The organism is Halorubrum miltondacostae, assembly GCF_041379815.1.
GTDB lineage: Archaea > Halobacteriota > Halobacteria > Halobacteriales > Haloferacaceae > Halorubrum > Halorubrum miltondacostae.
In genome coordinates, this window is record NZ_JBEDNY010000001.1 from 106190 (window position 1) to 118707 (window position 12518).

Below are 12518 nucleotides of genomic sequence, written 5' to 3' on the forward strand. Positions count from 1 at the left end.
TCTATCACTGGAAATAATCGGTGGGAACGATTGATACAACCGCGCCGCCGAGGGGCCGTAATGAAACACCCGAGCGACGAACACCCGGAGCGGATTCGCGTGCTGTACGTGAACGGCGACGCCGACTTCGCCGAACTGGCCCGGGCGAAACTCGAACGAATCGCCCCGCGAGTCACGGTGACGACCGTCGGCGACGCGCGGGCCGCCCTCGATCGGGCGATCGAGGGCTCCGCCGACTGCCTCGTCACCTCGTACTCGCTGCCGGAGGGGACCGGGATCGACCTCGTCTCGCGGGTCGAGACCGAGCGCCCCGACCTGCCGACGGTCCTCTTTACCGGGCGGGGTAGCGAACGGGTCGCCAGCGAGGCGACCCAGGCCGGCGTGTCGGACTACATCCCGATCCACGGGACCCAGGACAGCTTCGAACTGCTCGCCGGGCGGATCCGAACGCTGGTCGACGCGGCGCGCAAGCAGGCGGCCGCCTAGCGGCTGTCGGACCGCTTCTAGCGGACGCTCGAACGCGCCACCGACGCGATCTACGCGGTCGACGACGACTGGCGCGTGGAGTACCTGAACGACACGATGGCCGAGCGGGTCGACTGCGACCCGGAGCGCATCGTCGGGAACACGATCTGGGAGGCGTTCCCGTGGATCGTGGGGACGGAGCTCGAAGAGCGGTATCGCACGGCGATGGCCACCGGCGAACCGGCGTCGTTCGAACAGCGACTCGGTGAGCTGTTCGACTACTGGGTCGAAGTGCGGGCGTTCCCGGACGAGGACGGCCTCACCGTCTTCTCGCGGGAGATCACTGACGAGCGGGAGCGCGAGCTGGAACTGGAGCGCAGCGAAGCGGTACTGGAGAACGTCCACGACGCGGTGACGGTCGTCGACGAGGACCGGTCCGTCGTCTTCGCAAACGCGGCCGCGGGCCGACTGCTGTCGGACGATCGGTCGGCGGACCTCACGGGGGAGCGGCTCTCCGACCTCGTCGGCGACCGCGTCAGCGAGTCGGACGCCGGCGCGTTCTCCGAGACGGTCGACCTGACGCTCGACGAGATGGAGAGCGACGGTGGGACCGCCGGGTTCTACGACGCCGACCTCCAGCTGGACGTCGCCGTCGGAGACGGCCAGCGGACGTTCGACATTCGGCTGACGCCGTTTCAGCGCCGATCGACCAATCAGGTGCTCGTCGTCGCCCGCGACGTGACTGAACAGAACGGGGTGAAACGCCAGCTGGAACGGGAACGAGACGCGCTCCGGGAGCTCCAGACCGTCATGGGAAAAAACGACATCTCGGCCGCGGCCCGCCTCCGGGACCTCCTCCGAGTCGGCTGTCGAACGCTCGGGCTCGAGATCGGTATCGTCTCGCGGGTCCGCGACGACGACTACACCGTCGAAGCGGTTCACGCGCCGGACGCCGACATCGAGGCCGGCGACCGGTTCGACCTCGAGACGACGTACTGCGCGGACGTGGTCGGGTCCGACTCCGTCTGCTCGTTCGCCGACGCGGGCGGCGCCGGGAAGGCGACCCGCCCCGCGTACCGCGACCTCGGACTCGAGTCGTACATCGGCGTGCCGCTCGTCGTCGACGACGCCCGCTACGGGACGGTCAACTTCTCGAGCCCGACGACGCGGGTGGCCCCGTTCGGGCCGCTCGAAGAGACGTTCGTCGAACTGTTGGCCGAGCTCGTGAGCGCCGAGCTCTCCCGGGCGCGAGACCGCGCCGAACTGGAGCGCCAGGAGTTCCTCTTCGACCGCGTCCAGGACATCGCGGACATCGGCGTCTGGGAGTACTTCCCGTCGCGAGAGGAGCTCACGTGGTCGGACGGGACGCGCCGGATCCACGGCGTCGACGCGGGGTACGAGCCGTCGATCGACCACGCGATCGAGTTCTACCACCCGGACGACCGCGCGACGATCACCGACGCGGTCGAGACCGCGGTGGAGGACAGAGAGCGGTACGACCTCGACCTCCGGATCGAGCGGGCGGACGGCGAGCTGCGCGACGTCCGAGCGTGGGGAGAGCACGTCGAAGACGCGCGGCGCGGCGACGCGGCGCTTCGCGGCGTGTTCCAGGACGTGACGGAGCGGGAGGCGGAGCGGCGCGAACACCAGGCGCTCGCGGTCGCCGACGGCGTCCCGACGGTTACCGGCGATCCGGGGCGTCTGACGCAGCTCTTCGAGAACCTCTTCCGGAACGCGGTCGAACACGGCGGGCGGACCGTCGCGGTGACCGTCGGGCGGCTGGACGGTCTCCGTGGCGGAGGGGAGCGACGGCGGCGCGCGGTTCGAGTTCGACGCGGCCGCGTAGGGCCGCACCCGAGTCGGAGCGGGGCGAGCGCGACGTCGGTCGGGCCGATCTGACCGACGCTGTTTAACCGACCGCCCGAGAACGAGAGGATATGGAACCGGTCGACGACTGGCGGTCGGCGATCGCCGAGGCCGGCGAGCTGACCGGCCCGATCGCCGCGGCCATCGTCGAGGCCCACGGCGACCGCGGCCAGCGCGCGATCGAGGCCGTCGGCGAGGGGCGCGTGAAGCGCTACCGCGACTTCACCGTCGTCGTCGGCCACGAGGACGAGTACGTGGTCGAGGACGGGGAGTGTACCTGCGCGGACGCGACGTACAACCTCGACGCCGACGACCCCGACGAGCGCTGCTGGCACGCCATCGCGGTCGACGTCGCGGACGGACTCGACGCCGTCGACCACCACGAAATGTGGTACTCCGAGGTCCGGGAGTTCCTCTGAGGCCGCCGCCCGCGCCGCCGAGCGTCGCTGCCGCCGCCGCTTGCGCCGTCAGCCCTCCCACCGAAACAGCCGCCGTTCGCCCGCGTGAGGCGACGTTTTTCCCGAACTTCGGTCTGAGAGTCGAAAACGTTTACAACAGCGGCCGGTCTCCCCTACGGTATGGCGGACTGTCCACTCGCCGACGACTGCCCCAGCTTCGACGAACGGATCCAGGGGATGGGGTGTCAACACTACGGCAACAAAGGCGGCGCGGAGTGGTGTAACCACTACGACATGCCGATCTACGAGCTGAAACAGCAGCCGGTCCAGCCCGGCGAGGCGGTCGTCGTCGAGGTCGACGACATCCACGAGAGCGGTGCCGGCGTTGGCCGCACCGACGACGGGTTCATCGTCCTCGTCGACGGGCTCCTCCCCCCGGCGCGCGCCGAGGTAAAGATCCACCGCGTGAAGTCCAGTCACGCGACGGCCCAAGACGTGATCGAGCGCCTCCCCGACGACCCGGACGCCGAGGAGTCCGACGACGACGCGGACGCCGAGGCTGAGGGAGACGACGAGGAGGAGGACGACGAGGGGCGCAGTCGCCGCGACCGCCCGGACCGCGAACGGCTCGGCAGCCGCGAGAACTTCTGGGGCAAGTAACGGCGTCTCGGGGGAGCCCCGCCCCACGGACAGTCCGGACGCCGTCGATCCGTCGCGCGATTCTCCGCCGACCGACTCCACGGACGCTCGTTCCCGAAACCGCCGTTTTTTGACCGACCGGCCCGTCGGTGCCCACATGGTGGCAGACGACGAGCAGCCGGAGCCGGCCGACGTCGACGCCGACTCGATCCTCGAAGGGGCCGGGTTCGACGCCGACAAGAGCGTGCTCACGCGCCGGCAGGCCGAGGTGTTGGCGCTCCGCGAGCGCGGGCTCCGACAGTCGGACATCGCCGACCGGCTCGGCACCTCCCGCGCCAATGTCTCCAGTGTCGAGGCGAGTGCGCGCGACAACGTCGAGCGCGCCCGCGAGACGGTCGCGTTCGCGGAGGCGCTGTCCGCGCCGGTCCGCGTCGAGATCGAGGCTGGAACCGACCTCTATGACGCCCCGAAGCGGGTGTACGACGCCTGCGACGAGGCGGGCGTCAAGGTGAACCAGACCGCCCCCGAGCTGATGAAAGCGATCGGCGACCGCGCGGGCGACGCGGTCCACGGCCGCGAGGTCCGCAGCCGGCTGTTCGTCACGGTCGGCGCCGACGGACAGATCCGCGTCCGGCGACCGTAGGCTCGCACCGCGCGCCGGCTTCCGCCGCTTCTCACTCCCCGTCGATCCGCTCCGCGACGCCGACGAGCGTCGCGCCCGCGGTGACGGTCGACTCACGCGCGACGGAGTACGCGATACCGTCGCGGTCGACGCGCGCGATTTGAAGCGTCTCGAACGTCGTCGGGTCGAACACCTCGCCGACGCGCTCGCCGTCCGTCACCCGGTCGCCGACGCCGAGGTCGGGATCGGGGACGAACAGCCCGGAATCGGCCGCGGTCACCCGCCCGAGGTGGTTCCGCGCGACGACGCCGCCCCACGGCTCGGGCTCGCCGTCGAGGAGGCCCTCGTATCGCAGCGCGCCGACCATCCCGGCCACGCCGGTCTCGACTGCTGCCGGGACGACCTCCCGGCTGTGGGCGAGCTCGGGCGTGATCGTCGGGATGCCCTCGCGGGTGGCGGCGACGCGGAACTTCCCGGCGAACCCACGCTCGTCCCACTCGGTGTCGGCGTCGTCTCCGGCCGCCTCCGCGAGCAGGAGGTCGGTGCCGAACGCCTCCGCGAGCCCGCGACAGTCCTCGTCGCCGCGCATGTACACCGCGTGCGTCGCCATCGACGGCGAGCCGGTGTGGAGGTCGACGACGGCGTCCGCCTCGCTCGCGAACGCCCAGAGCCGGGCGGCCATCCGCTCGTGGAGCGACCCCTCCGGGTCGCCGGGCCAGCAACGGTTCATGTTCGGCTGGCGCGAGTCGAGCGACTCCGGCGTCGTGTACGAGACGCGGTCGAAGGTGAGCGGGTCGGCGACCGGCACCGTCACGAGCGTCCCGGCGAGGTCGGCGGCCGTCGGACCGGATTCGCCCCCGTCCGCCGCCTCGTCGCCGACGAGCCGGTCGTGGAGCCGCCGGAGGACCGCGGTCCCGTTCACCTCTCGGCCGTGCTGGGCCGCCTGCGCGTAGATCACGGGGGCGTCGTCGGGGGCGTCGAGCTCGGGGCCGTCGTCGCCGTCGACGAGTTCGCCCTCGCCGTACGCGTGGACGGTCGTCCGGATCGGCACGCCGGAGGGAAGCCGCGCGAGGGTGAGGCTGCGACTGGTGTACATGCGTGCGGGTCGGGTCGGCTCGGGGTTATACGTCGGGGGTGTGTCCCCGGACGTCCGCGGGGCGACCCCCCTCGGTCCCGACCGCCACGACCGCGGACGCTAAGGCCGTGGCCCGCGCACGACGTTCCATGCGGGTCACCCTGCTCGGGACGGGCGACACGACGGGGACGCCGACGGTCGGCTGCGACTGCGACACCTGCGTCGCGGCCCGCGAGCGCGGGGTGTCGCGGTCGCGCTTCTCCGTCCACGTCACCAACGAGCGCACCGGCGAGTCGCTGCTCGTCGACTTCAGCCCCGACTTCAGACAGCAGTTCCTCGCGGCCGACGTCCCGCTGCCGGACGCCGGCCTCGTGACGCACATCCACTTCGACCACCTCGACGGGCTGGGGAACGTCTACCGGCTCGTCGACGGCCTCCCCGTCCACGCGCCCGCGGAGACCGACCCCGCGACCGACGAGAGCGTCGCGGAGACGATCCGGCGCAAGTACGACTACCTCGAGGACCGGATCGGCGTCCACGCCCGCGACCCCTTCGAGCCGTTCGAGACCTGCGGCTTCGAGGTGCGGTTCGTCCCCGTCGACCACCCCCCGCTCGTCTGTTACGGGGTCGTCGTCCGGGACCCGGAGACCGGCGCGACGCTCTCGCTCACCGGCGACACCAGCTACGACGTCCCCGACCGCTCCCGCGAGGCCCTCGCCGGCGCGGACCTGCTCCTCGCCGACGCCATCGTCCCCGCCTCGCTCTGCGAACACCACCCGATCGGCGGCCGCCACGAGGGGCCGGACGGCGTCCCGCGCACGTTCGGCACGAAGCACATGACCCGGGAGGGGGCGCTCGCGCTCGCGGACGAGCTCGACCCAGACCGGACGCGCCTCGTCCACCTCGGGCACTACTACCCCGCCGACGAGGCGTTCGAGGAGCCGCTCGCCGTCGACGGCGAGACGTACGAGCTGTAGCCTTTTGTCTCGCTAGCACGTACCGGACGTAGATGGCCGCGACGGACCGCCTCCGGACCGCGCTCGACCGCCTGGAGCCGCCGCCGCGCGCGGTCGACTGGTCGCTGTTCGCGTTCGTCCTCGCCGAGACGGCGACCGGACTGGTCTCGTTCACCGTCGGCGTCCCGGAGTGGTGGCCGCTGTTCTGGCTCCACCGCGCGCTCGGCGTCGGCATCGTCGCGCTGCTGGCCTGGAAGCTCGCGCGGGTCCGCCGCCGGCTCACCGATCCGAACCTGTGGCGGCGGTCGACCGCGCTCTCCCTCCTGACGCTCGTCGCCGCGGTCGGCGCGCTCGCGACCGGCACCGCGTGGGTGTTCGGCCTCGACGTGCGGCTCTCGTACTGGACTCTGCTGTCGGTCCACGTCGGCTTCGGGCTCGCCTTGGTGCCGCTCGTGGCCGCGCACGCCTCCACCCGGTTCCGGCTCCCGCGCCGCGTCGACTTCGAGCGCCGCCGGACCGCGGTCACCTACTTCACGCTGCTCGCGGCCGGCGGCGCGACCTACCGGCTCCAGCAGGGAGTCAACGACGCGCTCGACACCGCCGGGGCCGACCGGCGGTTTACCGGCTCACAGCCCCGCGAGGGTGACGGCAACGGCGCCTTCCCGATCACCTCGTGGGTCGCGGACGACCCCGCCCCGATCGACCCCGACGACTACCGGCTGGCGGTCGACGGCCTCGTGCGCGACCCCGTCGAGGTGACCGCCGACGAGCTGGCGGCGGGCCACGAGACGGAGGCGCTGCTCGACTGTACGAGCGGCTGGTACACGGTCCAAGAGTGGGGCGGGATCCGCGTCGGCGACCTGCTGGACGCGGCGGGCGGGGTCGAGGCGACCGCCGCGGGAACCGGCGACGCGGCTGACGACGGAGAGCCCGACCGCGCCCCGGCCTACGTCCGGTTCACGTCCGTGACGGGCTACCGGTGGAGCCTCCCGCTGGCGGAGGCCGAGGACGCGCTGCTCGCGACCCACGTCGGCGGCGAGCGGCTGAGCCACGGGCACGGCGCGCCGGCGCGGCTGGTCGCGCCCGACCGCCGCGGCTTCCAGTGGGTGAAGTGGGTGACGCGCGTGGAGGTCCGGTCCGAGTACGACGTCGGGCAGTGGGTCGTGACGCTGGTGAGCGGGTTCGAGTGAGTCCCGGAGTTAGCGTTCCGAATCTCGCATGTCGATTCCGGATTTCAGTTCCTGACGCGTCTCCAGAACGCGCTCGGGTGCGTTGCTCTCTTCCCAGAGACCGGCCCCAGACCGACGGCCCTCGTGGTGTTCGCTGAGCAACCGCGCTAGCAGGTCGTCGAAGGTCTCGTCGTCGCTTTTCAACGACGCGAGCGCGGCGTACGTGTCCTCGTCGACACGAATACTCTCAGCCATGCGAATACGTTAGACTCGATCACAATACCGTTTCGCCGATCGAACTCACTCGTACTCGCTCCCGACGACCTCGCGGATGCGCTCCGCGGTCACCGGGCCGACGCCGTCGACCTCCAGTAAGTCGTCCTCGGGCGCGGTCATCACGGCCTCGACGGTACCGAAGTGCTCCAGTAGGGTCCGCGCGGTCACGGGGCCGATGTCGGCGATCGAGGAGACGACGTACTCCTGCTGTTCCGCGCGGGTCTTCGTCGTCTTCTCGCCGTGGACGCTCACCTCGCGGTCGCGCGTCTCCTGTTCCCGCTTGGCGATCGTCGCCAGCAGCTCCGTAGTGTCGGCCTCGCCCTCGGTGCGGAGGACGCTCACGTCGAAGTCGACCGCGAGCGACGCGAGCGCGCCGCGGATCGCGTTGGGGTCGATGTCGCGCTGGCCGTAGAGGTTCGTCCCCTCGACGATCATGACGGGGCGGGCGTACGCCCGCGAGAGCTCGCCCACCTGCTCGAACATCGACCGGTCGGAATCGAGCATCGAGTCGACGAAGTCGGCCGCCGACTTGCGCTCGACCCCGACGCGGTCCGAGAGGACGTAGTCGCCGACGGCGAGCGTCTCCAGCCGCGTGACGAGTCCGTCGCGCGTCGAGAGGTCCTTCGCGATCGAGGAGTCGAGCTCGCGCTGGTCGACGACGACCTCGACGCCCTCGTCGACGCCCGCGGTCGCGACGACGCCGTCGTCGCCGGCCTCCGGCTCCGCGCCGTCGGCGTCCGTCTCCGCCTCACCGTCGTCGCCGTCGTCCCCCTCGTCCGCGTCGTCGTCCCCGCCGCTCCGCGACTCCGCCGCGAAGTCGGTGAGCCCGGCGTCGCCGGCGGCCTCGCCGTCGCCGTCGACCTCGCCCGCGGAACTCGCCTCCTCGTCGCCCGATTCCTCCTCGCTCTCCGACCCGCCGGCGAACGCGTCGAGGCCCGCCTGACCGTCGTCGCTGACCGTCTCCTCGATGTCGTCGGTGGCCTGCTTCAACTCCGCGAGCTGGCTTGCCATCTTCTTCTCGCGCCGCCGCGAGATCCAGAAGAACGCCTCGTCGCGGGTGTCCTCGGCCATCAGGACGACGACCTTCCCCTCGGCCTGTCGACCGGTCCGGCCTTTGCGCTGGATCGAGCGGATCGCGGTCGGGACCGGCTCGTAGAAGCAGACGAGGTCGACTTCCGGCACGTCGAGGCCCTCCTCCGCGACCGAGGTGGAGACGAGCACCTCGAACTCGCCCGCTTTGAACTCGTCGAGGGTATCCTGCTGTTGTTTCTGGGTCATCCCGTCCGAGCCGTCCTTGTCGCCCTGCCCGACGAACTTCCGCACGTCGAAGCTCGCGGAGAGGAACTCCACGAGCGCCTCGGCGGTGTCGCGGGACTCGGTGAACAAGATTGCGCGCTCGCCGCCGTCGATACCGAGGGTCTCCGCGAGCAGGATGCGGGCCTTCGAGAACTTCGGGTGGAGCCCGTCGAACGACTCCGCCTTGCGCATCGCCTCGCGCACCTTCGGGTCCGCGACCATGCGCTGGCTCGCCTTCGACGCGCCCGACGACCGCGCGGCCTCGCGCTGGCGCTCGAAGTAGCGCCGCACGGACTCGACGGACTGCGTCTCGACCAGTTCGGTCGCGCGCCGGAGCTTCATCACCTCGGCGTGGGTACTCATCCCCTTGTACCCCTCCGACTGGTCGTTGTCCATCATCTGTTTCAGCTGCCCCCGCATCTTGTTGAGGTCCTTCTGCGAGAGGTCGGGGTTCGTCGTGTTCGTCACGCCCAGCTGCTTCAGCTTCTCTAGTCGGTCCGTGATCACCTCGTTGAGCGCGTCGCGGATGTCGAGGACCTTGTCCGGCAAGGTGACTTGCTCCCACTGGACATCGGTGTCGTGGGTGTACTCGTCGACGTCGGCGTCCTCCTCGGTCATCACCTCGACGTTGCCCAGCCCGAGGTTCTCACAGACCGTCTCGATCTCCTCGGTGTCGCCGCCGGGCGAGGCGGACATCCCCGTGACGAGGGGGTCGGCGGCGTCGGCGTGGTAGCGCTCCGCGATGTAGACGTACGCGTAGTCGCCGGTCGCGCGGTGGCACTCGTCGAAGGTGAGGTGGGTCACGGTACGCAGCGAGATCCGGTTGCCGACGAGGTCGTTCTCGACGACCTGCGGGGTCGCGATCACGATGCGGGCGTCGTCCCACAGCGCGGCGCGGTCGTCGGGCCTCACGTCGCCGGTGAAGACGACGATCTCGTCGTCCGGGATCGAGAGTGCTTCGCGGTAGAAGTCCGCGTGCTGCTGGACGAGGGGTTTCGTGGGGGCCAAGAAGAGCGCCTTCCCGCCCGCCTCGTGGAGGCGCTCGGCGGTGATCAGCAGGCTGACCGTCGTCTTGCCGAGGCCGGTCGGCAGACAGACGAGGGTGTGTTCGTCGGCGGCGGCGTCCGCGAGTTCCAGTTGGTAGCGGCGTCGCTGTAGGAACCCGTCGACGAGCAGGTCTCGGTCGATCCCGGCGGCCTCGGTCGCCATCGGCGGTGCTTCGCCGCCGCCGGCCTAAAGCCTTCGCGAAGCGGGGTGAAAGTTATCTGTCGCCGGAGCGTTCCTCTCGGAGCTCCTCCGGAACGTCCTCGTCGACCAGCTGTGCCCACTCAGCGAGCCGGTCGCCGGATCTGCTCTGCGTACTCATCACGCGACGGATCTCCGTGATACGTATTAACAGTTGCCCCGATTCTACATAATCTGTCATCGATTCGGCGGATCGCCGCCTCGCGGTCGGCCCCGAGACGGTCCGGCGCCGCTCGGCCCGACACGCACGCCTTTTACCCCTCACGCGCCTCCGGCCGCCATGAGCAACCTCGACGAGTTCCTCGCGGGCGAGCGGCTCGAGGACGTGGTCTTCTACCTGAGCGACGCGTACCTCGACGACGACTCCCGGCTGCGCGAGATCGGCACGGAGACCGACGGCGGCGTCCGGCTGATCCTCGACGGCGAGACCGGCCGGTCCGCGTTCCAGGCCGGCACGGGCATGGGTGCGATGGAGTTCGCGAAGACGGCGATGGGCGCGGAGGGCGAGATTGCGCGCTCGCTCGACGACGGCGCGTGCCCGTTCGCGGACGGCCCGGACGCGGACGCCGACCACGATATCCAGTTCGTCTTCGCGTTCGCCGAGGCGCAAAACGAGGAGGTCGGCGGCCTCTACGCCGAGGGCGACGTGGTCCACGCGTACGCCCACTGTACGTGCGGTGAGAGCTACTCGCACAAGTGGGTCGTCGGCGACCGCGCCGAGTAAAAAATCGCCCTGCGGTCGGCCGCTGCGCGGTCGGCGGCCGCGACGCTCCCAGCGCTCCCCTCGCGCCGGCGTTACTCCTGTTCCGGCGCGTCGTCTTCCGGGACCGCCCCGTCGACGAGCGACTGGTCGCCGTACTGCTCCCGGAGGTCCTTTTTCGAGAACTTCCCGGTGGCGGTCTTGGGTACCTCGTCGATGAACTCCACCGCGTCTGGGACCCACCACTTGGGGTACTCCTCGCGCAGCCCGGTCTCGATTCGCTCGACGAGCTCGTCGCGGTCGACGCCGTCGGCGACGACGATGAACGCCACGGGGCGCTCCTGCCAGCGCTCGTGGGGGACGCCGACCACGGCCGCCTCGCTGACGCCGTCGTAGGCCATGATCGCGTTCTCTAACTCGACGCTGGAGATCCACTCGCCGCCGGACTTGATCACGTCTTTCGTCCGGTCGACGAGCTGCATGTAGCCGTCCTCGTCGACGGTGACCACGTCGCCGGTCTTCAGCCAGCCGTCGACGAACTCCTCCTCGTTGGCCTCTGGGCGCTTGAAGTACTCCTTCGTGACCCACGGGCCGCGGATGCGGAGCTCGCCGAACGCCTCGCCGTCCCACGGGATCTCCTCGCCGTCCTCGTCGATGACCTCGAACTCCAGGCCGGGGGCGACGAGCCCCTGCTTCGAGCGCTTGTTCACCTGCGTCTCGTAGTCGGCGTCGCGCAGGTCGTCCGTGAGATGCGAGACGGTGCCGATCGGCGACAGCTCCGTCATCCCCCACGCGTGGAGCACCTCGACGTCGCGCTCGTCGTACCACTCGATCAGCGCCTGCGGCGCGGCCGCGCCGCCGATGATCACGGTGTCGAGCGTCGAGAGGTCGACCTCGTTACCCCCCTCGATGTACTCGCGGAGCCCGAGCCACACCGTCGGCACGCCCGCGGAGATGGTCACGCCCTCCTCTTCGATCAGCGCCGCGAGGTCCGCGGGGTCCGGCGACGGCCCGGGGTAGACGTGTTTCGCGCCCGCGGCGGCCGCGGTGAACGGCATCCCCCACGCGTTGACGTGGAACATGGGGACGACCGGCATGACCACGTCGGAGTCCTCCATCGGGATCCCCTGCGGCGTCTGTGAGGCCATCGTGTGGCTCCACAGCATCGACTGGGTGTACTCGACGCCTTTCGGCTTCCCCGTCGTGCCGGAGGTGTAACAGAGGCCGGCGGGCTGGTCGCCGTCGAGGTCGGGCCAGTCGTACTCAGTCGAGTGGTCCGCGATGAACTCCTCGTAGGCGGGCGCGTCGAGCGCGTCGATCCCCTCGGAGCCCATCGCGACGAAGTCGACGCCGTCGAACTCCTCCGCTCCCTCCGCGGCACCCGCGATCTTCTCCGCGAGCGACGGGTCGACGAAGATGATCTCGTCGTCGGCGTCGTCGACGATGTACTGGATGTGCTCGTCGGGAAGCAGCGGGTTGATCGTGTGGAGCTGCGCGCCCGTGTTCGGGACGCCGAAGTACGTCTCGAAGTGGCGCGTGTGGTTCCAACAGAACGTCGCGACGCGGTCGCCGCGCTCGATCCCGTGGTCGTCTAAGGCGTTCGCGAGCCGCGCGGTGCGGTCGGCGTACTCGGCGTACGTGTGCCGCGTCCGCCCCTCGTGGGTCCGCGAGACGATCTCAGTGTCCGGGTACAGTCGTTCCGCGCGCCACATGAACGGTCGCAGGGTCTGAGCGTGTCCGCCTGGCATACCTCACACACCACGAGGTCGGGAACTATGAACGTTATCATGATTGATCGTGATTGTGTGACG

The 12518-nt window shown here is 70.3% G+C and carries 10 protein-coding genes and 1 pseudogene; 7 read left to right on the top strand and 4 right to left on the bottom strand.

The window, feature by feature from the left end:
• Positions 1–60 precede the first annotated feature (60 nt).
• From ABNG04_RS00540 to ABNG04_RS00555, 4 genes and pseudogenes are all read left to right on the top strand, one after another.
• Positions 61–2124 (top strand): annotated as a pseudogene (locus tag ABNG04_RS00540) (PAS domain-containing protein); the annotation flags it as partial.
• A gap of 278 nt (positions 2125–2402) precedes the next feature.
• Positions 2403–2750, top strand: coding sequence for a hypothetical protein (locus tag ABNG04_RS00545; protein ID WP_371159115.1), 348 nt, complete (start codon positions 2403–2405; stop codon positions 2748–2750).
• Positions 2751–2909: 159 nt separating this feature from the next.
• Positions 2910–3389 carry a TRAM domain-containing protein gene (locus ABNG04_RS00550; protein ID WP_371159117.1) on the top strand — a complete coding sequence of 160 codons (480 nt, stop codon included), beginning with the start codon at positions 2910–2912 and terminating at the stop codon, positions 3387–3389.
• 136 nt (positions 3390–3525) lie between these two features.
• Positions 3526–4011, top strand: coding sequence for a Tfx family DNA-binding protein (locus tag ABNG04_RS00555; protein ID WP_371159118.1), 486 nt, complete (start codon positions 3526–3528; stop codon positions 4009–4011).
• 31 nt (positions 4012–4042) lie between these two features.
• Here the strand turns inward: ABNG04_RS00555 and ABNG04_RS00560 are convergent, their stop codons facing one another.
• Positions 4043–5086, bottom strand: coding sequence for a succinylglutamate desuccinylase/aspartoacylase family protein (locus ABNG04_RS00560; protein ID WP_371159120.1), 1044 nt, complete (start codon positions 5084–5086; stop codon positions 4043–4045).
• A 128-nt stretch (positions 5087–5214) separates the two neighbouring features.
• On the opposite strand from ABNG04_RS00560, the gene ABNG04_RS00565 reads away from it, so the two are divergent.
• Both ABNG04_RS00565 and ABNG04_RS00570 read left to right on the top strand, forming a co-directional pair.
• Positions 5215–6042: an MBL fold metallo-hydrolase gene (locus tag ABNG04_RS00565; protein WP_371159122.1), complete on the top strand. Its 828-nt coding sequence runs from the start codon at positions 5215–5217 to the stop codon at positions 6040–6042.
• A 32-nt stretch (positions 6043–6074) separates the two neighbouring features.
• Positions 6075–7211 (top strand): molybdopterin-dependent oxidoreductase, encoded by a 1137-nt coding sequence (locus ABNG04_RS00570; protein WP_371159123.1) that lies wholly within the window; start codon positions 6075–6077, stop codon positions 7209–7211.
• Positions 7212–7220: 9 nt separating this feature from the next.
• On the opposite strand, the gene ABNG04_RS00575 is transcribed toward ABNG04_RS00570, so the two are convergent.
• Both ABNG04_RS00575 and ABNG04_RS00580 read right to left on the bottom strand, forming a co-directional pair.
• Positions 7221–7445 (bottom strand): DUF7557 family protein, encoded by a 225-nt coding sequence (locus ABNG04_RS00575; protein ID WP_371159125.1) that lies wholly within the window; start codon positions 7443–7445, stop codon positions 7221–7223.
• Positions 7446–7490: 45 nt separating this feature from the next.
• Entirely contained in the window at positions 7491–9971 is a 2481-nt protein-coding gene (locus ABNG04_RS00580; RefSeq protein WP_371159127.1) for a DEAD/DEAH box helicase, read from the bottom strand.
• Between the two features lie 316 nt (positions 9972–10287).
• Between ABNG04_RS00580 and ABNG04_RS00585 the strand changes: the two genes are divergently transcribed.
• Positions 10288–10731 (top strand): DUF5807 family protein, encoded by a 444-nt coding sequence (locus ABNG04_RS00585; RefSeq protein ID WP_371159129.1) that lies wholly within the window; start codon positions 10288–10290, stop codon positions 10729–10731.
• Positions 10732–10802: 71 nt separating this feature from the next.
• On the opposite strand, the gene ABNG04_RS00590 is transcribed toward ABNG04_RS00585, so the two are convergent.
• Positions 10803–12455, bottom strand: a complete 1653-nt coding sequence (locus ABNG04_RS00590) for a long-chain fatty acid--CoA ligase (protein ID WP_371159131.1) — start codon at positions 12453–12455, stop codon at positions 10803–10805.
• Positions 12456–12518: the final 63 nt, after the last annotated feature.